Source organism: Hymenobacter sp. H14-R3 (assembly GCF_030063445.1).
GTDB lineage: Bacteria > Bacteroidota > Bacteroidia > Cytophagales > Hymenobacteraceae > Hymenobacter.
Genome location: NZ_JASITD010000020.1, coordinates 1 through 22558 on the forward strand (window position 1 = coordinate 1; position 22558 = coordinate 22558).

The 22558-nt window shown below is 62.6% G+C and carries 20 protein-coding genes and 2 pseudogenes; 13 read left to right on the plus strand and 9 right to left on the minus strand.

The features are described 5' to 3' along the window. A pseudogene (locus tag QMK33_RS16840) lies at positions 1-97 on the plus strand (IS5/IS1182 family transposase); the annotation flags it as partial. A gap of 62 nt (positions 98-159) precedes the next feature. Here the strand turns inward: QMK33_RS16840 and trpD are convergent. The 6 genes from trpD to QMK33_RS16870 all read right to left on the minus strand — a co-directional run bounded on the left by trpD (position 160) and on the right by QMK33_RS16870 (position 6568). Next, positions 160-1155, minus strand: coding sequence for an anthranilate phosphoribosyltransferase (gene trpD, locus QMK33_RS16845; protein WP_283565786.1), 996 nt, complete (start codon positions 1153-1155; stop codon positions 160-162). Between the two features lie 138 nt (positions 1156-1293). Beyond that, positions 1294-1866 (minus strand): anthranilate synthase component II, encoded by a 573-nt coding sequence (locus QMK33_RS16850; RefSeq protein WP_283565787.1) that lies wholly within the window; start codon positions 1864-1866, stop codon positions 1294-1296. Positions 1867-2024: 158 nt separating this feature from the next. Then, positions 2025-3467, minus strand: coding sequence for an anthranilate synthase component I family protein (locus tag QMK33_RS16855; RefSeq protein WP_283565788.1), 1443 nt, complete (start codon positions 3465-3467; stop codon positions 2025-2027). A gap of 245 nt (positions 3468-3712) precedes the next feature. Continuing rightward, positions 3713-5149, minus strand: coding sequence for a POTRA domain-containing protein (locus QMK33_RS16860; protein ID WP_283565789.1), 1437 nt, complete (start codon positions 5147-5149; stop codon positions 3713-3715). After that, on the minus strand, positions 5142-5525 hold the full coding sequence (locus QMK33_RS16865; RefSeq protein WP_283565790.1) for a BlaI/MecI/CopY family transcriptional regulator: 384 nt from the start codon (positions 5523-5525) through the stop codon (positions 5142-5144). Before QMK33_RS16865 ends, QMK33_RS16860 begins: the two co-directional genes overlap by 8 nt. Positions 5526-5728: 203 nt before the next feature. Continuing rightward, on the minus strand, positions 5729-6568 hold the full coding sequence (locus QMK33_RS16870; protein ID WP_283565791.1) for a CvfB family protein: 840 nt from the start codon (positions 6566-6568) through the stop codon (positions 5729-5731). Positions 6569-6733: 165 nt separating this feature from the next. On the opposite strand from QMK33_RS16870, the gene QMK33_RS16875 reads away from it, so the two are divergent. The 3 genes from QMK33_RS16875 (at position 6734) to QMK33_RS16885 (ending at position 9665) form a co-directional block, all read left to right on the plus strand. After that, the gene (locus QMK33_RS16875; protein ID WP_283565792.1) at positions 6734-7813 is read left to right on the plus strand and encodes an SPFH domain-containing protein; all 1080 of its coding nucleotides are present in this window, start codon (positions 6734-6736) and stop codon (positions 7811-7813) included. Between the two features lie 9 nt (positions 7814-7822). Beyond that, positions 7823-8752, plus strand: a complete 930-nt coding sequence (locus QMK33_RS16880) for a diacylglycerol kinase catalytic domain-containing protein (RefSeq protein ID WP_283565793.1) — start codon at positions 7823-7825, stop codon at positions 8750-8752. A 499-nt stretch (positions 8753-9251) separates the two neighbouring features. Beyond that, positions 9252-9665, plus strand: a complete 414-nt coding sequence (locus tag QMK33_RS16885; RefSeq protein ID WP_283565794.1) for an energy transducer TonB — start codon at positions 9252-9254, stop codon at positions 9663-9665. A gap of 220 nt (positions 9666-9885) precedes the next feature. Here QMK33_RS16885 and QMK33_RS16890 read toward each other — a convergent pair whose 3' ends face one another. Continuing rightward, positions 9886-11832 (minus strand): hypothetical protein, encoded by a 1947-nt coding sequence (locus QMK33_RS16890; RefSeq protein ID WP_283565795.1) that lies wholly within the window; start codon positions 11830-11832, stop codon positions 9886-9888. A gap of 506 nt (positions 11833-12338) precedes the next feature. On the opposite strand from QMK33_RS16890, the gene QMK33_RS23505 reads away from it, so the two are divergent. From QMK33_RS23505 to QMK33_RS16905, 5 genes are all read left to right on the plus strand, one after another. After that, positions 12339-12863, plus strand: coding sequence for a 6-phosphogluconolactonase (locus QMK33_RS23505; RefSeq protein WP_349361770.1), 525 nt, complete (start codon positions 12339-12341; stop codon positions 12861-12863). Next, on the plus strand, positions 12794-13534 hold the full coding sequence (locus QMK33_RS23510; protein WP_349361775.1) for a hypothetical protein: 741 nt from the start codon (positions 12794-12796) through the stop codon (positions 13532-13534). Before QMK33_RS23505 ends, QMK33_RS23510 begins: the two co-directional genes overlap by 70 nt. Before the next feature lie 9 nt (positions 13535-13543). Beyond that, positions 13544-14248: a glucosamine-6-phosphate deaminase gene (locus QMK33_RS23515; RefSeq protein WP_349361771.1), complete on the plus strand. Its 705-nt coding sequence runs from the start codon at positions 13544-13546 to the stop codon at positions 14246-14248. 258 nt (positions 14249-14506) lie between these two features. Next, positions 14507-14932, plus strand: a complete 426-nt coding sequence (locus tag QMK33_RS16900) for a hypothetical protein (protein WP_283565796.1) — start codon at positions 14507-14509, stop codon at positions 14930-14932. Then, positions 14920-16209: a sugar MFS transporter gene (locus QMK33_RS16905; RefSeq protein WP_283565797.1), complete on the plus strand. Its 1290-nt coding sequence runs from the start codon at positions 14920-14922 to the stop codon at positions 16207-16209. Before QMK33_RS16900 ends, QMK33_RS16905 begins: the two co-directional genes overlap by 13 nt. Before the next feature lie 188 nt (positions 16210-16397). Here the strand turns inward: QMK33_RS16905 and QMK33_RS16910 are convergent, their stop codons facing one another. Together QMK33_RS16910 and QMK33_RS16915 are read right to left on the minus strand one after the other, a co-directional pair. Continuing rightward, entirely contained in the window at positions 16398-17819 is a 1422-nt protein-coding gene (locus tag QMK33_RS16910) for a glycoside hydrolase family 125 protein (protein WP_283565798.1), read from the minus strand. A 119-nt stretch (positions 17820-17938) separates the two neighbouring features. Beyond that, positions 17939-20122 (minus strand): GH92 family glycosyl hydrolase, encoded by a 2184-nt coding sequence (locus tag QMK33_RS16915; RefSeq protein ID WP_502867074.1) that lies wholly within the window; start codon positions 20120-20122, stop codon positions 17939-17941. Between the two features lie 319 nt (positions 20123-20441). Here QMK33_RS16915 and QMK33_RS16920 point away from each other — a divergent pair, with 319 nt between their 5' ends. From QMK33_RS16920 to QMK33_RS16935, 4 genes and pseudogenes are all read left to right on the plus strand, one after another. Beyond that, the gene (locus QMK33_RS16920) at positions 20442-20609 is read left to right on the plus strand and encodes a hypothetical protein (protein ID WP_283565800.1); all 168 of its coding nucleotides are present in this window, start codon (positions 20442-20444) and stop codon (positions 20607-20609) included. Positions 20610-20624: 15 nt separating this feature from the next. Beyond that, a complete protein-coding gene (locus QMK33_RS16925; RefSeq protein WP_283565801.1) occupies positions 20625-20771 on the plus strand; it encodes a hypothetical protein in 147 nt (48 codons plus the stop codon). Between the two features lie 12 nt (positions 20772-20783). Then, positions 20784-21404, plus strand: a pseudogene (locus tag QMK33_RS16930) (ROK family protein). A gap of 21 nt (positions 21405-21425) precedes the next feature. Next, positions 21426-22454, plus strand: coding sequence for a LacI family DNA-binding transcriptional regulator (locus QMK33_RS16935; protein WP_283565802.1), 1029 nt, complete (start codon positions 21426-21428; stop codon positions 22452-22454). The last annotated feature ends 104 nt before the right edge of the window (positions 22455-22558 follow it).

Genomic DNA, 22558 nt, shown 5'->3' on the forward strand with positions numbered 1-22558 from the left:
CCTGCTCATCCGCTGGGCCAAAAAGCCGGAAAACTACCTGGCCATGCTCCATTTTGCCTGCGCCCGAATTACGTGGTACAATTGTCTTTTTGGGTGACGCTGTTTCCCTATTCGGATAGGCACTTAAAGCGAATCGGGGGCCGGGGGATGAGGCCCCGCCTACCCCAGCGCCAGCAGCTTCTCAAACGCGGCCCGCGCCCGGCCACTATCCAGCGACTCAGCCGCCTGGGCCAACCCTTCAGCCACATTAGCGGCGCGGCCGGCGGTGCGCAGGGCCAGCGCGGCATTGGCCAGCACGGCGTTGCGGTGGGCGGCGGGGGCCTCGTTGCGCAATACACGCTGAAAAATAGTGGCCGCCTCGGCCACCGTGTCGCCGCCAAACAGCGCCTCGGGCGTAGTCTGCGGCAGGCCTAAGTCGCTGGGCGACAGCAGCTCCTCGCCCTGGCGGCTGATGAGCTTCACCGGCCCGGTCAGCGATACCTCGTCGTAGCCGTCGAGGCTGTGCACGATGAGGAATTCGCGGCCCGCCTCCTGCTGGTGCAGGTAGGCGTAGAGGCGCGCCAGCTCCAGGCTGAACACGCCCACCAGCTGCAAGCGCGGCCGGGCCGGGTTCACGAGTGGCCCCAGCATGTTGAAAAACGTTTTCACGCCCAGCTCCTTGCGCAGCGGTGCCACGTTTTTGAGGGCCGGGTGAAACAGCGGCGCGTGCAAAAAGCAGATGTTGGCCTCGTCAAGCTGGCGCTTCAGCGCGTCGTTATCGGCCGTGAATTTTACGCCCATGTGCTCCAGCACCGTGCTGCTGCCGCTGATGCTCGACACGCCGTGGTTGCCGTGCTTAGCCACTGGCTGCCCCGCGCCGGCCACCACAAAGGCCGATAACGTGGAGATATTGAACGTGTTACGCCCATCGCCGCCGGTGCCGCACACGTCCATCGCATCGACGCCGCCGAGGTCCACGGGGCGGCACAGCTCCAGCAGGGCGTTGCGGAAGCCGGCCAGCTCCTCCACCGTCACGCTGCGCATGAGGTACACGGTGAGGAAAGCGGCAATCTGGGCGGGGTTGTACTGGCCCTGGGCAATGCCGAGCACCACGCGGTGCGCCTCGTCCTGGGGCAGCGTGCGGTAGGCAAAGAGGTGATTTAGAGTATCTTTCAAGGTGCTACTGCTTATAGATTAGATTTTTACAGCTGTCATTGCGAGCCTGCGAAGCAATCGCATCAGAACGAGTCATTCGGGTATCGGGCGGGTGCGATTGCTTCGCAGGCTCGCAATGACATATGGCATGGGCACGGTTCACCCATTGACCCAGTTGGCCAGCATGGTTTTGCCGTGCTCCGTGAGCACCGACTCGGGGTGAAACTGCACGCCCAGCACGTCGTAGTCGCGGTGGGCGAGGGCCAGCACCTGGCCGTTTTCGTCCAAAGCCGTGATGCGCAACTCGGCCGGCACGCCTTCGGGCGCGATGGTCCAGGAGTGGTAGCGGCCCACGCGCACGTTGTCGGGCACGTCGTTAAAGAGCCGGTTATCAGCGGCTTCGGGAGTTTGGTGCAGCGTGTGGGCTACGCCGTGGTGCACCTCGCCGAGGTTGGCGAGCTGGCCGCCAAAGGCTTCGCCAATGGCCTGGTGGCCCAGGCAAACGCCCAAAATATGCTTGGTCGGCGCGTAGCGTTTAATTAATTCGGGCATGATGCCGGCCTCGCTCGGGATGCCGGGGCCCGGCGACAGCAGAATGTGCGAGTACTTATCGACCTCATCGAGGCTGATTTTATCGTTGCGAAACACGTCTACTTCCTGGCCCAATTCGCGCAGCATATACACGAGGTTGTAGGTGAAGGAGTCGTAATTGTCGAGAACTAGAATGGGCATTATTGAAATTCTTTTTAAGCTGTCATGCTAAGCGCAGCGCAGCGGAGTCGAAGCATCTTGGCCGCTTCCTCCGCACCGCTCAACGAAGCGGTAGAGATGCTTCGACTCCGCTACGCTGCGCTCAGCATGACGAACGTTATTGATTACGCATTCATTAATTACACCTGCTCGGCCTGCTGCATGGCCGCGCGTAGCGCGCCCAGCTTGTTGTGCACTTCCTGCAACTCATTGGCGGGCACCGACTTGGCCACCACGCCCGCGCCGGCCTGGAAATACAGCGTGTTATCCTTGCTCAGAAACGTGCGAATCATAATGGCGTGGTTGAAGTCGCCGCCGAAGTCGAGCGCGCCGATGCAGCCGCCGTAGAAGCCGCGCTGCGTGCTTTCGTACTCATCAATGAGCTGGATGGCGCGGTACTTGGGCGCGCCCGAAAGCGTGCCGGCCGGGAAGGTTTCGCCCACCACGTCGAGCGGCTCGGTGTCGGGGCCGAGCTGGCCCACTACCTTGGAAACCAGGTGAATAACGTGCGAATAGTACTGAATTTCCTTGAAGCGCTCCACGGCCACCACGTCGCAACGGCGGCTGAGGTCGTTGCGGGCCAGGTCCACGAGCATCACGTGCTCGGCGGTTTCCTTGGGGTCGTCGAGGAGCTGCTGGGCCAGCTGGGCATCGGCCGCATCGTCGCCGGTGCGCCGGAAGGTGCCCGCAATGGGGTAGAGTACCGCCTGCCCCTTGCTCACCACAATCTGCGACTCGGGCGACGACCCAAACAGCTTGTAGCTGCCATAGTCGAAAAAGAACAGGTACGGCGACGGGTTGAGCGAGCGCAGCGCCCGGTACACGTTAAACTCGTCGCCCTGAAACCCCTGCTGAAAGCGCCGCGAGAGCACCATCTGAAACACGTCGCCGCGCTGGCAGTGGTGCTGCCCCAGCCGAATCAGCTCCAGAAACTCGTCGTCGGTAGCGTTCGAGGTTTCGGGGCCGGTGAGGTGGAAGCCGTGGGTGGCAAAGTTGCGGTTCTGAATAATCGACTCGATGGCGTCGAGCGTATCGGTCACCGGCTCTTCACCCTCTGTAAGGTATTGATGTTCAAATAGATACAGCTCCTCCTTGAAGTGGTTGATGGCGATAACGTAGCGAAACGCCTGGTACACAATGGCTGGCACGGTGCTCACGCCGGGCTTGTCGCGCAGCGTCACGTCCTCAAAATACTGCACCGCCTCGTAGGCCATGTGCCCAAACAACCCGTTGGTAATGAAGGGCAACCCCGACGGTGCGGCCGGCCGAAAGCTGCTCCGAAACTCGCGCAGCTGCGTGAGCGCCTGGCGCGGGTCGGCCAGCGTGCTGGTGGTGGCCGGCTGGCCGGGGTGCTGGGTGGTGAGCTGGTTCTTATCCAGCTCAAACCGCGCCACCGGGCTAAAGCACAGGTACGAAAAGCTGTTGCTATTGCCGTGGTAGTCAGAGCTTTCGAGCAGCAGCGTGCCCACAAACTGGTCGCGCAGGCGCAGGTACAGGCTCACCGGTGTGAGGGTATCGGCCAGCAGGCGCCGGTGGCGGCTATGAACGATAGTGGCGGGAGTGGTGGCAGTAGCGGCCGACATGGTAGAGGAAAACGGAATGACAGGACAACAAAAAAGCCCGCTGCGGTGAGCAGCGGGCTTGGAGAATCTCTAAGGGTTCAACCAACTATATATGCCTAATGCTCAGCCTTTTGGAAAGGTTGAGTGCCACCAGCTTTGCGAAACGGTTGCGGAGAAAGGCATGGGTTGTGGTCGGTTTGCGGGGGCAAAGGAACAACGCTTTTGGGGAAAAGCAAATTTTTGAGGCGAAAAAAACGCTTCCTTACCTACTTTTCAATCACCGTGTATTCGAGGTTGACTAAGCCCGTGGCCGGGTTGGGCTGGGGGTTGATGCCGATTTTAGCCGGGTCAAAAAAGCCACTCTCGGCCAGCGCGCGCTGCGACTGCACGAGCTTGGCCCGGCTGAACAATTCGCCTTTGCGCAGGGGCAGTAAGGCGAGCACATCGGCAGTGGGTATTTTCTTGTTGCCCTGCACGGTAATGCTATTGATGTGAGCCACTGGGCCTTCGCTGATGGTAAGGAGCAGGTCGGTAGCGCCATCGGGCCGGGGCGTGGCGCTGGGCGTGACCTGAAAAAACAGGTAGCCCTGGTCCATGTAGCGCGAGGTAACGTCGCTGTTGTCGGGCCGGTAGGCGAGCGTAGTTGCCAGCGCTTCTTTCGAGTAAGGGTCGCCCGGCTTGAGCCCCAGCGCCTGGTTGAGCTGGGCGGTGGAAAGAAACTGGTTGCCCTGCCAGGTAATGGTGCCAATGCGGCCCTGGGCCTTGGCCACCGGCTTAGTACCGGGCAAGCCGGCCGCTACCGATGGCGCGGGGCCGAGCAGCGCCGCGCCTACCCAGGCCAGGGCGGCGATTGGCATAACCAACAGAAAACGAAGCTTTTTCATGGGGGAAGAAGGAGGAAAAGTGAGCATGTGAATGCGCCTGGCCACCTGCCGGGCCGCAAAAGGGTGCACCAGCGCGGTGGGCAGCGGCCCGGCCGCCAGCTTGAGCAGCAAGCGCCCGTAGGCCGCGCGGGTGCCGGCCGGGCGCGTCACGGCGGCATCGGCGAGGTACTCGTGCACCAAGCGCAGCTGCCGTCGGTAGTAGGGCACGAGGCCATTAAACCAGAAAAACCACCCCACGGCCTCGGCCAGCAGCAGGTCGAGCGAGTGGTGCTGCGCGCCGTGCACCTGCTCGTGCTGCACCAGCAGCGCGTAGTCGGCGGCGCTGAGCTGGGCGTGGGCGGGCGACAAAAACACGCAGCGCCCAAACGAAAACGCCGGTCGGCCGGGCGCGGGCAGCTGCACCAGCCAGCCCCGGCCCAGGCGCGTGCGCGGGTGCCGCCGGCTGAGGCGGTAGAGCCAGCCCAGGTGGCGCGCCGTGCCCCACCCCCGGTAGCCCACCCCCGCCCAATACACTACCAGCGCCCCGCCCAGCCACGAAATGCCGGTGGGCGCGGCCGCCGCCGGAGCCAGGGCGGCCCCCGCCCCAAAGTGCCACACCGGTAGCGTGGCCGCGGCCGGTCCCGTGGGCCACAGCAGCTGCGCCCAGGCCGCGGGCAGCGCCACCAGCGGCAGCGCCACACTCAGCACGAGGGTACCCAGCAGGTAAGCGCGGTTGCGGCCGAAGGTGGAAAGCGGGGCCAGCAGCAGCCAGTAGCCCAGCGCAAACACGCCCTGGCAGGCCGTGGCGGCCGCCAGGTACCAGAAGAAGCCGCTACCCACGGCCGGTCGTCCCCTTGGCCTCGTCCTCGTCGAGCAGCTTGCGCAGCTGCTGAATCTCCTTCGGGTTCAGCGACTCCTCCACCATGTAGGAAACCAGGGCGGTGGGCGAGTCGTCGAAGTAGCGGGCCAGCATGCGCTTGAGGCTTTGCGCCCGGTATTGCGCCTTGCTGATGAGCGGGAAGTACTCGTAGGTCTTGCCGTAGGCCTTGAAGCCCACGTAGCCCTTACGCTCCAGAATGCGCACCACCGACGACACAGTGTTATAGGGCGGCTTGGGCACATCAGGCAGGTGCTCAATGATATCCTTCACAAACGCCTGCTTTAACTTCCAGAGCGCCTGCATGATGGGCTCCTCGGTTTTGGTTAATTCCTCCATGGGCCAAATGTATAACTGATAAAGCAGTTTAAAAACTGTTTAGTACGTTTTATAACGTATTTAGCAGTTATAAGTTAAGAATCCGCTGTTTATCGCCGTTGAGTGAAGCAATACCCGCTCCAGCCAAGCAGGCACCTCTACGCACAAAAAAAACCCGCTGAGCTTTGGCTCAACGGGCTAAATGGACTCAGGCGACCGCGCGCCTACTCGGAAATTGCCAGCCGCGTTTCCTCCGGCCCCAGCACCACTACGCCTTGCTTATAAAGCGAGCCTAAGGCCTTCTTAAACACCTTTTTACTCATGCCGAGGCGGCGGTATACGTCGTCGGCCAGGCTTTTATCGCCGAGGGGCAGGCGGCCGTCGGGGCGGGCGCGCAGGGCGGCCAGCACGAGGCGCGAGGCGGTTTCGACCTCATCGTAGCCGGCCTGGCCGAGGCGCACGTCGAGCTTGCCATCGGGCCGAATCTGGCGCAGGTGGCCGGGCAATACTTCGCCAACGCGCAGCGGCCGAAACACCTCGTTCGAGTAGAGCAGGCCGGCGTGGGTGCCATTTACGATAACGGAGTAGCCCAGCGGCGTTTCCTCGCCGATGAGCACCTGCACGGCCTCGCCGGCCGCCCCTACGAAGGGCTCGGGGCTGAGAAACTGCTGCCACTTGGCCGAAGCCACGAGGCGGTCGGTGGCATCGTCGAGGTACACGTACACCAGCACGCGGTCGCCGGTGCGGGCGGCCTGGCGTTGGTTGGCGTGGGGCAGCAGCAGGTCTTTTTCGAGGCCCCAGTCGAGGAACGCGCCGGGCGCGCCGATGTCGCGCACGGTGAGGGCGGCAAAGCTGTTGACCACCGCCAGGGGCTCTAAGTTGGTGGCAATGAGGCGGTCTTCCGAATCGCGGTACACAAATACGCGGATAACGTCGCCGACGTGCGCGCCTACCGGGCGGTACTTCTCGGGCAGCAGCAGGTCGCCGTCGTCGCTGGTGAGGTAGAGGCCAATGCTGACCTCGCGGGCTATTTCGAGGTCGTTAAAATCACCGAGCTGGAGCATGGTTCTGGGGGTTACGGGTGCCTGGTTGCGGGTACCTGGCTGGGGCAAAGGTCGGGCTAAAATGGGTGTGCCGGTTTTTTTGCGGCAAACGACCCACCCGGCACAACTGCCGCGCGAAGTGAGTTTGGCGTAAGTTTGACCGCTCCGCTTTTTATCCCTCTGCCTATGTTCGGCCTCAGCTACGCTAAATTCGATTCGGTCACCTACGTTATTCAGTATAAAAACGGGAAAGTGGTGCGCGAGGGGCGTGGGCTGGCCTTTTTCTACGGCACGCTGGGCAGCTCCATCGCGGCGGTGCCGCTGGCCTCGAATGACTTACCATTCATCTTCAACGAAACCACGGCCGACTACCAGAGCATCACCATTCAGGGGCAGCTGAGTTACCGGGTGCGCGAGCCGAGGCAGCTGGCCGAACTGCTTGATTTTACGGTGAATAGCTTTGGGATTTACAAGAAGAACGACCTCGAAAAGCTCAACCAGCGGCTCGTGAATGAGGCGCAGGCTGCCACCTCGGCCTACGTACACAGCTTGGGCTTAAAGGATTCTATTCGCTCGAACAAGCAGATTGAGGCGCAGATTAAAGAAGGCCTGCAAAGTTCGCCGGCCGTAACGCAACTCGGCATTGAAGTGCTGGGCATCAACATCTTAGCCGTGAAGGCCACGCCCGAGATGGAGCGCGCCCTCGAAGCCGAAACCCGCGAGCGCCTGCAACAAGAGGCCGACCAGGCCGTGTACGAGCGCCGCAACTTTGCCGTGGAGCAGGAGCGCCGCATCAAGGAAAGCGAGCTGAATACCGACATTGCGGTGGAGGAAAAGCGCAAGCAAATCGACGAAAAGCGCTCGGAAGCCCAGCTGCAACGCGCTGCCAATGAGCGCAAACTGCGCGAGCTGCAGGTGCAGGCCGACATTGCCGTGGAGGCCAGCCGCGCCGGGCTGCTAACCCAGCAAACCGCCAACCAGCGCCTGGCTGCCGATGCCCAGGGCTACGTAACCGAGGCCACCCTGCGGCCCTTCCGCGACCTCGACTGGCGCACGCTCACGGCGCTGCAAAACAACCCCGACCCGCGCCTCAATATCAGCCTGGCCTTCCGCGAAATGGCCGAGAACGCCGCCAAAATCGGCACCCTCAACATCACGCCCAACCTGCTGGACAACGTGTTGGGTAGCAACGGCCCCGATGCGCCGCGCCGCCCCGCGCCGCCCGCGCCGGAGCCGGCTCCCAACCCCAACAAGGGCCGCCGCTAGCCCCGCGCCATGCCCAAAATCGAATACGCCATTATCGTGCGGGCCAAAACCCGGCTCGAACAGCTCACGGCCCGCTACAACACCGCCGCCCAGGCCCGCTTCATACTGGAGCGCACCGGCGGCAACTTCGACGAGTACCAGGCTGAGCACGAGCGCTTTGAGCAGGCCCTGAGCCGGGTGCAGCGCGAGCTGAGCCAAGTGGTAAAAAGCAAAGTGGTAGACCGCGAGTTTCTGCCCTCCTTCATCTTCGCCGACGACCAGGTGGTGGTAGTGGTGGGCCAGGATGGCCTGGTGGCCAACGCCGCCAAGTACGTGCGCGGCCGCCCGCTGGTGGCCGTCAACCCCGACCCCGACCGCTACGACGGCGTGCTGCTGCCCTTCCGGCCCGATACCTGCCGCGCCGCCGTGCAGGCCGTGGCCAAGGGCTCCGACTACCCGGTGCGCACCCAGTACTTGGCCCAGGCCACTTTGCAAGATGGCCAAAGGCTGCTGGCATTCAATGACTTATTCATTGGCGCGGCCTCGCACGTGTCGGCCCGCTACCGGCTCACGTTCACCGACCGCACCGAGGAGCACTCGTCGTCGGGCATCATTGTGGCCACGCCGGCCGGCAGCACGGGCTGGCTGTCGTCCATTTTTAATATGACGCAGGGCGTGGAGGCCTTTGCGCAGGTGCGCCCGCTGCCGCCGCCCGCTGCGCCCACCGCCGGCGAGCTGCTATTTGTGGTGCGCGAGCCTTTCCGCAGCCAGCGCACCCAGGCCGACCTGGTGGCCGGCCGCCTCGCTACCGGCCGGCCGCTGCGCGTCGAGTCGCTGATGCCCGGCGGCGGCGTCATCTTCTCCGATGGGGTAGAAGCTGATTTTCTGCGCTTTAACGCTGGTAGCGTGGCCACCATCGGGCCCAGCGCCGAAGTGGCGCGGCTGGTGCAGCCCCGCTAGAGCCACCAGGCGCGTTGGTGCTTACGTGCGCCGGTCGGCCAGTCGTTCCACCATCGCTCACGCGACAATTGGTGAGATGGGTGCGTACTCTTGGCCAGTCGCTCCGGCATCGTTCACGCGATAACCGGTCGGCCGGCTTCGCCGGCGGACCGGGGCGCATACTCTTGCTTAGCAACCGCAATAAATGCCGCACAATGAGCGGCAATCCGGACGCGTAACACGCAACGTACCTGGCTTACACCGCCGTTTTTAGCCACCAATTGGGTGCTGCTTTGCAGGCTTACCAACTGGCTGCCGCCAAGTTGTCGGCAGTCCTGATTCGACTGCCTCATGCGCAATAAGCATCGTGAATAACATTTTGATAATTTGCAATAATACAGGTTAAACCCTTATTTTTGTAGTGCTGATGGGCTTTATTTTTTGCACTATTTTAATTTTATTTAGTTTGAAAATAATCTACTTTTATTTGGCAGCTAGTCTGGGAGTGGCTAGTTCGGCGATGGCTCAAAAGAGCCCCGTGTTGGAGATAGTGGCCCCGCCCACTGAGGGCAGCATAACTAAGCCTGCTGGCCCAGTGTCAACGGCGTTTTACCCCGACTCCATTTTTGTGAACCCCCAAATTATTCCGCAGTTTAAGGGGGGGGAAGAGGCGCTGGTCGGCTATATGACCAAAAACATGCGCTACCCGGAAGCGGCTAAATTTCAGCGAGTTACGGGTAAAGTGTACGTGCGCTTCGTGGTGAATGCGGAGGGCCGCATCACGGATGCTACCGTGGCGCGGGGCCGCGGCCACGGCCTCGACGAAGAGGCCCTGCGCCTAGTGTGGCTGATGCCGCCCTGGCAGCCTGGCCGGCAGCAGGGTCACCCCGTGCGGGTGTCGTGCACCATTCCCATTGAATTTCGTAACGACTAGTAAATTAGGGAGTTATTCCCGAAAGTAACCGGCACGGTGCCTTGCCCCGTGCCGGTTATTCGTGGGGCGCTGGTCCGCTCGTTGCACGAAGCCGCGTCTGATTGTTCAACGATTGCAGGCCAGAAACCTGCTACTAACTGACACGGAGCAGAGCCCCGCGCCATCCGTGGTAACAGTAGTTAGTGAGTTAGGTATAAAAACTAGAATAACAGCTAGTTATCTACTGTGAGCCGTACTGTACCACGCTGGGTTGGCCAAAGCTGAAATCGCTGAATTGATACGAGTCGCGGTTGCTCTCGAACAGGCGCAAGCCGTTGGCGCTGAGCTGCCCGCGCGGGTAGTAGCCCAGCAGCAATTGAAACGTGCGCAGCACCGTGAGCTCGTTGCGGAAGCGGAAGCCGATGCCGATGCCCGAATACACCGGGGCGCTGCTGCCGAAGGGCGAGCCGCCGCCAATGCGCTCGTTTACCACGGCCAGGTCGGCGAAGGCCAGCACGGCCACCCGGAAGCCCAGCAGCGAGAGCGGCGTGTACACGGTGCCCTCGTAATTGGCCAAAAAGCGGCTGGTGGCCAGTATCTGGCCCACGGGCCGGAAGCCGCGCACCCCGTCGGGGTTGCTGTTGATGCCGCTGAGCAGCACCTCGGCCGGGTAGCGGTTGAAGCCCGCCGTGACGCGGGTGCTCAGTAAATGGCGGCTTTGGTAGTTGCCCACCCGGTAGCGCCGCGTAAAGTACAAGAACTGCCCACTCAGCAGGCCCTGTTCCCAGCCGCCATCGTTCACGCGCTGAAACGTGCCAAAGTTCAGGCTGCCATATAGATAGCCCTGCCGCTCGGAGTAGCCGGCCCCGGCAATGCGCACGTCGAAGTAGCGGCGGGGGCCCACGGGGTTCATCTCGACGCCCGTGGTGAGGCTGAGCAGCGTGCCGGCCGGCACGTCTTCGGTGCGGCCAAAGCCGAAGAGGTACTTATCCTTATAGTAGCGGCGCACCGAGTAGCCCACCGAGCCTAGCACCAGGGTGCGAGTACGGTCGTCGGGGCTGCCGGCGGGGGTTTCGAGGGTGGCGGTGGGGTTGGTGGTGTGGTTTTCGTGGGCCACGCTGGCCGCGATGATGAGCCGGCCGGGGTTCTCATAACCCAGGTCGTAGGAGCGCAGGCGCAGGGCGCGGCCCACCCACAGGCTTTGGCTGGTGAAGGAGCGGATGCGGAAATCGGGCGGCTGGCCGGGCAGCGGCACATCGCGGGGCAGCACCACGCGCAGGTTGAAAATGTCGGCCGTGAAGGCCCCGGCCCAGCGGGCGCTGGGCGAGTAGAAGTCGCGCTGCACGGCCACGCCGCCCGAGTGCGACTCAAACTCGTTAAAATAATGCCCTTGGGCGTACACGAAGTTGCGAAACGGCACCCGGTAGGTGGCCTCGTAGCCCCAGGTTTGGGGCAGGTCGCGGCCATACTGGTAGCGGTTGTCGAGCTGGTGGCCCAGGCCCAGAAAGTTCTGGTCGCCCAGCGTGGCGATGGCCGAGCCCGGCCCACCGCGCAGCTCGTAGCCCGCCGTGATGCTGAACACATCGGTAGTATAAACTAGAATATCCACGCTGTCGCGGGTGGCGGTGCCCTCGTTCACGAGCACGCGGGCGTCCAGAATTTCGTCGGTTTGGCGCAGCAGGCGCTCGCTCTCGGCCAGGGCCTGGGGTAGCAGCGGCTGGCCCGGCCGAAACAGCAGCACCTGCCGAATGCGCGAACGCGCCGTGCGAATGTGCAGCGCATTGCCCGAGCGCTCCAAAAACGTGCGCGGCTGGCGCAGCGAGTCGTTGAGGCTATAGCCAAAGGCATCGAAGGGCGTGATGGTGACGCGGCGCACCACTTTGAAATTATGCTTGTCGAACTGCCGGTTGAGCAGCACCGCGTCGAGGCCGTGCTCTTCCTGCTGCGGGCGGGTAAAGCGGAAGAACGCCGCCAGCCCGCGCCCCACAATGGTGCCGCGCCGGGTGTAGCGCTCCAGGCTCAGGCGCACGCGCGCCTCGTCGAAGCGGCGGCCCAGCGAGTCGGCGGGCAGGGGCGCGGCGTTTTTGGCGTGCAGCGAATCGGGAGGCACGGCCAGGCGCGGGCTGAACTCCGTGGTCTGGGCTTGGGCGCGCGCCCGCCCGCCGAGCAGCAGCCCGGCAAGCAGCACAAAAAACAGGCGAAGCGAAAAGCAGGGCATGGGGCGCGGCAGCACTATGCGCAAGTTACGGAGGCGAGCCGGGCCGCCCCCGGTTGCCACCCGCGCCAGCCGCTCAGGCTAAGGATTTTGCGTGCAAATTTCAAAAAGCCCATTGTATTTTTCGGTTACCCGCCTGTCCTTGGGTAGGCCCGCAACCGTTGGCTACGCAACCCACGTTGCAAACCAGCGCGCCGCCCAGGCAAGTGCCAGCTTGCGGGGAAGCCTGGCCGGTCGGCCGGCGCCAGCCGGCGGACTGGTTATCGTTGACCGGCGCGGGCTGCGCAACGACAAGCGGTCGGCCGGCTGGCGCCGGCGGACCGGGGCATGGCGCAATTTGGGTTGCCTAAGCCGGTGGGGTACACCGCGCTCGGCGGTAGCGCGCGGGCCAGGCAGATACCCCGCATAGGCTTGCCTACTTTCGCCCTTTCGCAAATCTTCCTGGCTTTGCCCTTATGCACAACGCTACGCTACCCCTCATGCACAGATTGAACCTCCTGGAGGCCACCCGTTTTGAAAAGCTCCCGGTGACCGTGTACCGCGACAAGGAAACGGCGGCCGTGCAGATGGCGGCCCGCATCGCGGCCCTCATCCGCAGCAAGCAGGCGCGCGGCGAGCAGGCCGTGCTGGGCCTGGCCACCGGGGCCACGCCGGTGGGCGTGTATGAGGAGCTGGTGCACCTGCACCGCGAGGAGGGCCTGAGCTTTCGCAACGTGGTGACCTTCAACCTCGACGAGTACTACCCCATGCAGCCCATGTCGCCGCAGAGCTACGTGACGTTCATGAACGAGCACCTGTTTGACCACCTCGACATCGAGCGGGCTAACATCCACATTCCCGACGGCACGCTGGCCCCGATGCGGTGGCGGCCTTCTGCCTCAACTACGAGCGGCAGATTGAGGAGGCCGGCGGCCTCGACTTATAGCTGCTGGGCATTGGGCGCACCGGGCACGCGGGCTTCAACGAGCCCGGCTCGGCCCCCAACTCGGGCACGCGCTTGGTGACGCTCGACGACCTCACGCGCCGCGATGCCGCGCGCGATTTTGGCGGCAAGGAGTACATGCCCACCAAGGCCATTACCATGGGCATGGGCACCATTTTTAAGGCCCACGAGATTATTCTGATGGCCTGGAGCGGCAAGAAAGCGCCCATCATCAAGAAGGCCGTGGAGGGTGAGGTATCGAGTGAAGTGCCGGCCACGTACCTGCAACTAGCTGATAATGTAGAGTTTATTGTAGACGAGGCCGCCGCTGCCGAGCTCACGCGCTTCGATAAGCCCTGGCTGGTGAAGGACTGCGTGTGGGACGAGCGCCTCATCAAGAAAGCCGTTATCTGGCTCTCGAACACCCTGGGCAAGTCCATTCTCAAGCTCACCGAGGAAGATTACAACGGCAACGGTATGGCGCAGCTGGTTACTGAGCAGGGGCCGGCCTATGCTATTAACATTCATGTTTTCAATAAGTTACAACATACCATTACCGGCTGGCTGGGTGGCAAGCCGGGGGCCGACGACTCGCAGCGCCCCGAGCGCGCCCTGCCGGCCCGGAAGCGGGTTATCATCTTTTCGCCCCACCCCGACGACGTGATTTCGATGGGCGGCACCTTCATCCGCCTCATCGACCAGGGCCATGATGTGCACGGGGCCTACCAAACTTCGGGCAACACGGCCGTGTAGGACGACGACGTGCTGCGCTACGTAGAGTTTGCCATCGACTTCGAAACCAGCCTGGGCAGGGACGCCCGCGAGCTGCGCACGGTGTACGAAAACATGCGCGCGTTTATCCAGCAGAAGCAAACTAACCAGGTTGATGCCCAGGAGATTCGCAACGTAAAAGGCTTCATTCGCAAGAGCGAGGCCATTGCGGGCGCGCGCTACGCCGGGCTGTCCGACGACCACATTCACTTCCAGGCGCTGCCCTTCTACGAGTCGGGTAAAACGGCCAAGAACTCGGTGACTGACAAGGACATCGAGCTGACGATGGCGCTTTTGCAGCAAGTGCAGCCCCACCAGCTCTTTCTGGCCGGCGACTTTGCCGACCCCAACGGCACGGACATTACCTGCTTCCACATTGTGACCGAGGCGCTGCGCCGCCTGCGCCCCACCCACGCCTGGGTGGAGGGCTGCTGGGTGTGGATGTACCGCGGCGCGTGGCTTGAGCCCTACGAGATTGAGATGGCCGTGCCGCTGTCGCCGCGGGAGGTGACGCGCAAGCGCAACGCCATTTTCAAGCACCAGAGCCAGAAGGACACGCCGGTGTTTCCGGGCGACGACGCCCGCGAATTCTGGGTGCGCGCCGAGCACCGCAACCGCGAAATCGCCCGGCAATACGACAGCCTCGGCTTGGCCGATTACGAAGCCATGAAAGCGTTTGTGCGCTGGCACTTTTAAGAAAAAAAGCGCCGCATGGCCGGTCCGCCGGCGCCAGCTGGCGGACCGGCCATGCGGCGTACCCAGGGGCATAGCGGGAGCCTTGGCTATTTTCGTGGCAGCCTGCACGAGCGCTTTAATATTAGTACTTTTTGTGTAACTATCTAATAATAAATCAGTTATGTTTTACGCTATGGGTGGCGCGGCCGTGTTGGGCGTGGCGGCGCTGTGCCACGTGAAGCAGCATCCTACATCCTACCCAACCTGTGCGCTAACGCCATGATTAAAAGTTTGTTAGCCGCCCTGGCGGCTACGCTCGACCTGCGCCAGGCCACCGAAGTCAGCAGCGTGCGCAGCACGTTTCTGCAAAAGCCGGAGGACAAGATTGTGCTGCCAACTTCGTTGAAAGTGGCCGTTTCGACGGACGACCGCACCTACAAAACGGTGTGTTCGGCGCCCGTGTCGGCGGCTCCGGTCGGCGGCTCCATTGGGGAGGTGAGGGCCAACTGGGAAAAAATAAGGCCCGGTTTGGGCGCGTCACGGCCAAAAACGTGCGGGCCAAAACGGCCGCCGCGGGGGCCAGGGAATCAACTGCCTGGCTGCTTGCCGATGAGTTGGTGGTGCGATAAGCCGCCCCGGCCGCGTAGCTTACGGGCTTCCTTTGCCCAACTGATTTCTCAACCCGCTATCCTATGCCCCAAGTAGCTACCACGGCCGGCGCGCCGGCCCTGCCGGCCACCAGCCAGCCCACCAAGTCGATTGTCATTATCGGGTCGCTGTTTTTCATCTTCGGCTTCGTTACCTGGCTCAACTCGGTGCTGATTCCGTACCTGAAAATCTCCTGCGAGCTCACCAACTTCGAAGCCTACCTGGTCGCGTTCGCCTTCTACATTTCGTACTTGGTGATGGCCATTCCGTCGGCCTGGGTGCTGAAGGCCACCGGGTTTAAGAAGGGTATGTCGCTGGGCCTGCTGGTGATGGGCGCGGGGGCGCTGCTATTTGTGCCGGCGGCACTCACGCGCACCTACGCGCTGTTTTTGCTGGGTCTGTTTGTGCAGGGTACCGGCTTGGCCGTGCTCCAAACGGCGGCCAACCCCTACATCACCATCCTGGGGCCGCGCGAAAGCGCCGCCAAGCGCATCAGCATCATGGGCATCTGCAACAAGGTGGCGGGCGCGCTGGCGCCCATTGCCCTGGGGGCCGTGGCCCTCAAGGATGCCGACGCCCTGGTGCTGCGCCTCAAAACCCTGAGCCTGGCCGACAAAGCCGCCGCGCTCGATGCCCTGGCCGCCCGCGTGGTGACGCCCTACCTGCTCATGCTGGCCGTGCTGGTGGTGCTGGCCGTGCTCATCTACTTCTCGTCATTGCCCGAAATCGACACCGACCACGAAGACGAAACCGTGGCCGCCGCCAACACCAACAAGTCGAGCATCTTCCACTTTCCGCACCTTATGCTGGGTGCGCTGGCCATGTTTTTTTACGTGGGCGTGGAGGTAATTGCCGGCGACACCATCATCAGCTACGGTGCGTCGCAGGGCATTGCCCTGGCTACCGCCAAGTTTTTCACCACCTGCACGTTGGTAGCCATGATTGTGGGCTACGGCATTGGTATTGTGGCCATCCCGCGGTTCATCTCGCAGGAGCGGGCCTTGCAGGTTTCGGCCGTGACGGGGGTGTTGTTTGCGCTGGGTGCGCTCTTCACCCACGGCTACACCTCGGTGCTGTTTATCTCGCTGCTGGGCTTGGCCAACTCGCTGATTTTCCCGGCCATCTGGCCGCTGGCCATTGAGGGCCTCGGGCGCTTCACCAAGCTGGGCTCGTCGCTGCTGATTATGGCCATTGCCGGGGGGGCGGTGCTGCCGCCCCTCTACGGCCTGCTGGCCGACTATTCGTCGCCCCAGCACGCTTACTGGCTGGTGGTTCCGTGCTACTTGTTTTTGCTGTTCTACGGCGTGTCCGGGCACAAGGCCCGGCGGGCCTAGGGCTTGTGGAGGATGCGCGCCTCCTTGCTTCTGATGCACCACTTAGGGCAGTTTCCAGGTCGGCAGCCCGCCCCAGCCAATCTGTACACTGACTTAGGAACTGCGCTAAACACGCTCATCTGCAAACCGCTTTAATCAGGCCGTGGCAGGGCGTGGTGCCACCCGGCATTACGCTTTGACGCTCATTATCAGGCTAAAAGCTGCGGTTTTTCCTGGTATACTTTCCACAGAAACTCGCCGAAAATAGTGTTGGCCCAGGCAAACCAGGCGCGGGTAAATTTCTTGGGGTCGTCTTTATGGAACGACTCGTGCATGTAGCCGGTGCCGGCGTGGGTGGTTTTGAGGCTTTGGATGCAGGCCCGTATTTCGGCGTCGTCCTGGCTGGTGAGGCCGCGGGTGGTGATGGCGATGGGCCAAATCATATCCAGGCCCACGTGCGGGCCGCCGACGCCCTCGGCCGCCGTGCCTTTGAAGAAAAACGGGTTGGCCTCGGAGAGCAAAAACTTGCGCGTATTCTGGTAAATGGGGTCAGTGAGGGGCACCGCGCCCAGGTAGGGCAGCGTGACGAGGCTGGGCACGTTGGCATCGTCCATGAGAAGCTGGCTGCCGAAACCGTCGATTTCGTAGGCGTAAATTTTGCCGTGCTGGGGGTGGTCTACCACGGCGTGCTGGCGCAGGGCGGCTTCTACCTCATCGGCCAGGGCGCGGCAGTCGGTGGCGGTGGCGGCCTCGGCGGGGGCCAGGGCGGTGAGCATTTCGGCGGCCTGGCGCAGGCTCACCACGGCGAAGAAGTTGCTGGGTATCAGGAAGGGGTAGAGCGTGGCGTCGTCGCTGGGCCGGAAGGCCGAGGCGATGAGGCCCACCGGCCGCACCGGGTAGCCGTAGCCGCCCAGCGGCTGCGTGTCGGTAGAGGTGCTGGTGAGGCGCTGAAACTTGTAGGGCCCCGGCCCATCCTTGCGCTGCTGGGCCCGAAAGGTGCGCAGCGTGGTGCCGATGGCCTGCTGCCACTGCGCGTCAAAGGGCTGGGTATCACCGGTTTTCTGCCAGTAGTGGTAGGCCAGCCGGATGGGGTAGCACAGCGAGTCGATTTCCCACTTGCGCTCGTGCACGCCGGGCTGCATGGCGGTGTGGTCGGTGGCCCACTCGCCCACCTTGGCATCGTCGCCGTAAAACGCGTTGGCGTAGGGTTCTTTATTAACGTAGTGCGTCTGGCGGTTTATCACGCCGGCTATCAGCTGTTTAAGCGGTGCGTCGCGGTCAACCAGTTGCAGATACGGCCACACCTGGGCCGAGCTGTCGCGCAGCCACATGGCGTCGATGTCGCCGGTGATGACGTAGGTATCGGGCCGGCCCTGGCGCTCGGCGTAGGTTACGGTGGTGTCGAGGGTGCTCGGGAAGCAGTTCTCAAACAGCCAGCCCAGCTCAGGGTCTTTCACCTTCTTCTTGAACTCGGTGATGGCCGCCTCCACGGCCTTGCTGCGAAAGCGGCGCTTACCAGCCGCGGGCCGCACCACCGGGAAAGCGGGCGCGGCGGCGGCCAGAATAGTGGTGGGAAGGGCCAGGCTGGCGGTGAGCAAGGAGGCGTTGCCGACGAATGTTCTACGATTCATGGGAGTGGGTGTAGCGTAGGCTTTAGCCTGCGAACGAGCGCAGCGAGTAGCGACGTGAGGTGGCAAGCTGCGCCACCGGCCCTACTCGCTGCGCTCGTGCACGAAGTGGAAACTTCGCGCTACTTGGCTTTGGAGAAAGAATACGGCGCGGCGGCCGGCGCGGTGCCGCGCGTTTTGTTGGGCGCGGCGCTCATCTCGAAGTCAAGGGTGGCACCTTGCTTGAGCGTTTCGAAGTCGAGGTAGTTCTTATCGTAGGCTTTGCCATTGAGGGTCAGCTTATTGACGTACCGATTGGCGGCCGAGTTCTGGGGCGCGTTCAGCACCACGTCTTTGCCGCCGGGCAGGTGCAGGGTGGCTTTGGGGAAGAGTGGCGCGCCGAGTACGTACTGGTTCACGGTGGGGCACACGGGGTAGAAGCCCAGGGCCGAGAAAACGTACCAGGCCGAGGTCTGGCCGTTGTCCTCGTCGCCGCAGTAGCCGTCGGCGGTGGGCAGGTAGAGGCGGTCCATTACCTCGCGCACCCAGTACTGCGCCTTCCAGGGCTGGCCGGCGTAGTTGTAGAGGTAAATCATGTGCTGGATGGGCTGGTTGCCGTGGGCGTAATTGCCCTGGCCCGCAATCTGCATCTCCCTGATTTCGTGGATGGTACTGCCATAGTACGAGGCATCGAACTTCGGCGGCAGGGCAAACACGGTGTCGAGCGTGGCCACGAATTTTTGCCGGCCGCCCATCAAATCCACCAGCCCCTGCACGTCGTGAAACACCGACCAGGTGTAGTGCAGGCTGTTGCCCTCGGTAAAGGCATCGCCCCACTTAAAGGGGTTGAAGGGCTTCTGGAACGTGCCGTCCTGGTTGCGGCCGCGCATCAGCCCGCTTTCCTTGTCAAATAGCTTGCGGTAGTTCTGGCTGCGCTGGGCGTAGAGGTTGATTTCCTTCTTGGGCTTACCCAACGCCTTGGCCAGCTGGTAGATAGCAAAGTCATCATACGCATACTCCAGGGTGCGGGCCGCGTTCTCGTTGATTTTGACATCGTAGGGCACGTAGCCGAGCTTGTTGTAGTACTGCACGCCGGCGCGGCCCACGGCCTCCAGCGGGCCGGCGTTGTTGGCGCCGTGCGTGAGGGCCTCGTAGAGCACGTTCATGTCCTGGCCGCGCACGCCCTTGAGGTAGGCATCGGCCACCACGGAAGCCGAGTTGTTGCCCACCATCACGTTGCGCAGGCCGGGGCTGGCCCACTCGGGCAGCCAGCCGCTTTCGCGGTAGTCGTTGGCCAGGCCCTGCTGAATTTCGGCGCTCACCTCGGGGTACAGCAGGTTCAGGAAGGGAAACAAGGCCCGGAACGTGTCCCAAAAACCAGTATCGGTATACAGGTAGCCCGGCAGTACCTGCCCGTTAAAGGGACTGTAGTGCATTATCTTACCGCTGGCATCGAGCTCGTAGAACTTGCGCGGAAACAGCAGCGCCCGGTACAGGCACGAGTAAAAGGTGCGCTGCTGGTCGGGCGTGCCGCCCGCCACGTCGATGCGGCCCAGCACCTGGTTCCAGGCGGCGCGGCCCTGCTGGCGCACGGCCTCCAGGTCCTTATCACCGATTTCCTGCAAGTTGAGCAGGGCCTGCTCGGGGCTGATGAACGACGAGGCCACCCGGGCATTCACGCGCTCGCCCTTGCGGGTTTTAAACCCCACGATGGCCCCGGCGTGGTTGGCCGTCACGGTGAGCACGCCGGCCGCGGCGGGTTGCGAGTCCTGGTACAGCGTGGTGCTGGTGAAGTCGCGGTCGAACTCCAGCACGAAGTAGTTCTTGAAATTTTGGGGCACGCCGCCGCTGTTGCGCGTGGTGTAGCCCACCACGCGGCGCTGCTGGGGCAGCACCTGCACGTGCGAGCCCTTATCCAGCGCGTCAATCACCACGTAGGCGCTGTCGGTTTTGGGGAAGGTAAAGCGGAAGCTGGCGGCGCGCTCGGTGGGGGCCAGCTCGGTGGTCACGTCGTGGTCGGCCAGGTACACGCGGTAGTAGTTGGGCTCGGCCACCTCGGCCTTGTGCGAGTACCAGCTGGCGCGGGCATCCTGGTCAAACACCGGCTTGCCGGTAATGGGCATGAGGGCAAACTGCCCGTAGTCGTTCATCCAGGGCGAGGGCTGGTGCGTTTGCTTGAAGCCCCGGATTTTGTCGGCCCCGTACTGGTAGGCCCAGCCGTCGCCCATTTTGCCGGTTTGCGGCATCCAGAAATTCATGCCCCACGGCCGCGCAATGGCCGGGTAAGTGTTGCCATTGGACAGGCTGGGCTTTGAGTCGGTGCCCATGAGCGGGTTCACCCACTGGGCGGGGTCGGCGGTAGGGGAAGCGGGGGTAGCCGGCGTTTGGGCCAGGGCCGGCGAGCCGGCCAGCAGGGCTAGCGCCGCCAGGCCAGAAAAAAGCTTGAGCATTCGGAGAGGAAAAAAAGAAGCAGGGCTGCCTGAACGATACCGAAAAGGTAAGACCTTTCTCGGAGTTGCGGCGCGAAAAAGCCTGGTTTGCTCAAAGGGTTTAGCAACGTTTTTTTAACCCCTATTTATCGGCCGCTTCCGCGCCGGCTGCCAGTACTTTTTGCGCCGGGCCATGCCAGCTGCGTACCCCTAAGCCATGCCTAAAACAGAACAAGTGGTGGCAAGTCCTATCGAAAAATTTAATGCGCAGCAAAACCTCCAGGGCATCGACCTGGGGGGCACCAAGCTGGAGGGCGTAATTTTGCGCTCGGCCCAGGAGCCGGAGGTGTTGTTTCGCCACCGCCTGCCCACCGGGGCCGACTAAAGCTACGCGTGCACAATGAGGCAGCTGGCGCTGCTGGTGCAGCACATGGCCACGGCCGCTGGCTACCGCGCCGCCCGGGTGGGCATCGGCACGCCCGGCACCACCATCCCGAAGAACGGATTGATGAAAAAATATAACTATAAAGTGCTTGAAATCAAGTGATTGTGTCATAGATTGGCGCAACGGCTGGGAATGGATGTAGTGCTGGCCAACGATGCCAACTGCTCTGCCCTGGCCGAAACTCGGCTGGGCGTGGTGCAGCAGCAGTTTCCGGACGCCAGGGTGGTATTCGTCATTATTCTGGGCACGGGGGTAGGCGGGGGGCTGGTGGTGAACGGCCACGTTATAGAGGGCTTTCACGGCATTACCGGCGAGTGGGGCCACAACTACCTGAGCGAGGCCGAGGGCTACCGCTGCTTCTGCGGCAAAAAGGGCTGCAACGAAAGCATCCTGGTCGGCCTGGCCCTGGAGCGCTACTACGCCCAGCACAGCGGCCAGAAGCTTGATTTATAAGAGATTGTGACCCGTGCCCAGGCCAGCACCGATGCCGTAGCTACTTAAGCCATGCGCTGGCTCACCGGCTTTTTTGGCCGGGCCCTAAGCGCCGTGGTAAACGTGCTCGGCCCCGCCGTGATTACTATTGGCGGCGGCGTGGGTAATATTGACTGTATCCACCAAGCAGGGGTGGTCAGCATTGGCAAGTACGTGTTCAACCACCAGTTTGAGGCGCCGGTTGTGAAGCCCCTGCTCGGCGACAGCGCCGGGGTATTCGGCGCGGCCTACCTAGCTGCGTAGCCGTTTTCCAGCCCAGCCAATTTGAAAAAGTGTACCCTCATTCACGACATTGCCAAGCACTTAGAGGTTTCTATTGCCACGGTTTCTTTGGTGCTCAACGGCAAGGCCAAGGAGCATCGCATCAGCGATGCGCTGGCCGCGCGCGTGCTCGCCTACGTGGAGGAAGTGGGCTACAAACCCAACCAGCTGGTCAAAAGCCTGCGCACCGGCAAAACCCACGTTATCGGCCTGATAATCGAGGACATATCGAATCCATTTTTTGCCACCATAGCCTGGTTCATCGAGCGGCACGCCTTTGCGCGGGGCTACCGCATTGTGTATTGCAGCACCGACAACGACACGGCCAAGGCCCGCGACCTGCTGGTCATGTTTCAGGACCAACACCTTGATGGCTACATCATTGCCCCGCCCGCCGGCGTAGAAAAAGAGATTGAGGCGCTGCTGCTCAACAATCTCCCCGTCGTGCTCTTCGACCGCTACCTGCCCGGCCTCGCCACCGACTACATCGTGGTCGATGGCGAGGCCGGCGTGTACCAGGCCACCCGCCACCTGCTCGACCAGGGCCTGGCCCGCGTGGCATTCCTCACCACCGAGTCGGAACAGACCCAAATGGCCGCCCGCCTCCGGGGCTACCACCGCGCCATGCGCGAGCAGGGGCTGCCGCCCAGCGTACAGCGTATTCCGCTGGCCTTTGGGGGCGATAAGGAGCAGAGCATCACGGCCATATATCAGTTTTTGCAGGCGCACGCTGACTGCGAGGCCATCGTGTTTGCCAACAATCCGCTCACCATTTTCGGGCTCGAAGCCATTGCCCGGCTCGGGCGGCGCATTCCGCAGGAGCTGGCCGTTATCTCCTTCGATGACAACGACTTATTTCGGCTGCACACGCCCACCATCACGGCCGTTGCCCAGCCCGTAGAGGCCCTGGCCGAAGCCCTGATAAACGTGCTGCTCGAAAAGCTGGCCCCCGGCCGCCCCGAGGCCCCCACCCTGCAGCAGCTCGTGCTGCCCCTGTCGCTGGTGGTGCGGCAGTCGTCGGTGCGGGCGTAGGTAGCCAAGAGGTAGCATGGACTCTGCGAGTCCGCGCTACCCCCTACCTGGCCAGTTAAAAGTGCGAAAAACGGGAAACTTTTTCTAAAAAAATTAGCTTATGA

Bases quoted from the DNA above. Each gene is read 5' to 3' on its own strand.
- QMK33_RS16850 (WP_283565787.1), bottom strand. From the start codon at position 1,866: ATGCCCATTCTAGTTCTCGACAATTACGACTCCTTCACCTACAACCTC.
- QMK33_RS16855 (WP_283565788.1), bottom strand. From the start codon at position 3,467: ATGTCGGCCGCTACTGCCACCACTCCCGCCACTATCGTTCATAGCCGC.
- QMK33_RS16865 (WP_283565790.1), bottom strand. From the start codon at position 5,525: ATGGAGGAATTAACCAAAACCGAGGAGCCCATCATGCAGGCGCTCTGG.
- QMK33_RS16870 (WP_283565791.1), bottom strand. From the start codon at position 6,568: ATGCTCCAGCTCGGTGATTTTAACGACCTCGAAATAGCCCGCGAGGTC.
- QMK33_RS16875 (WP_283565792.1), top strand. From the start codon at position 6,734: ATGTTCGGCCTCAGCTACGCTAAATTCGATTCGGTCACCTACGTTATT.
- QMK33_RS16880 (WP_283565793.1), top strand. From the start codon at position 7,823: ATGCCCAAAATCGAATACGCCATTATCGTGCGGGCCAAAACCCGGCTC.
- QMK33_RS16885 (WP_283565794.1), top strand. From the start codon at position 9,252: ATGGCTCAAAAGAGCCCCGTGTTGGAGATAGTGGCCCCGCCCACTGAG.
- QMK33_RS23505 (WP_349361770.1), top strand. From the start codon at position 12,339: ATGCACAGATTGAACCTCCTGGAGGCCACCCGTTTTGAAAAGCTCCCG.
- QMK33_RS16900 (WP_283565796.1), top strand. From the start codon at position 14,507: ATGATTAAAAGTTTGTTAGCCGCCCTGGCGGCTACGCTCGACCTGCGC.
- QMK33_RS16905 (WP_283565797.1), top strand. From the start codon at position 14,920: ATGCCCCAAGTAGCTACCACGGCCGGCGCGCCGGCCCTGCCGGCCACC.
- QMK33_RS16910 (WP_283565798.1), bottom strand. From the start codon at position 17,819: ATGAATCGTAGAACATTCGTCGGCAACGCCTCCTTGCTCACCGCCAGC.
- QMK33_RS16915 (WP_502867074.1), bottom strand. From the start codon at position 20,122: ATGGGCACCGACTCAAAGCCCAGCCTGTCCAATGGCAACACTTACCCG.
- QMK33_RS16920 (WP_283565800.1), top strand. From the start codon at position 20,442: ATGCCTAAAACAGAACAAGTGGTGGCAAGTCCTATCGAAAAATTTAAT.
- QMK33_RS16925 (WP_283565801.1), top strand. From the start codon at position 20,625: ATGAGGCAGCTGGCGCTGCTGGTGCAGCACATGGCCACGGCCGCTGGC.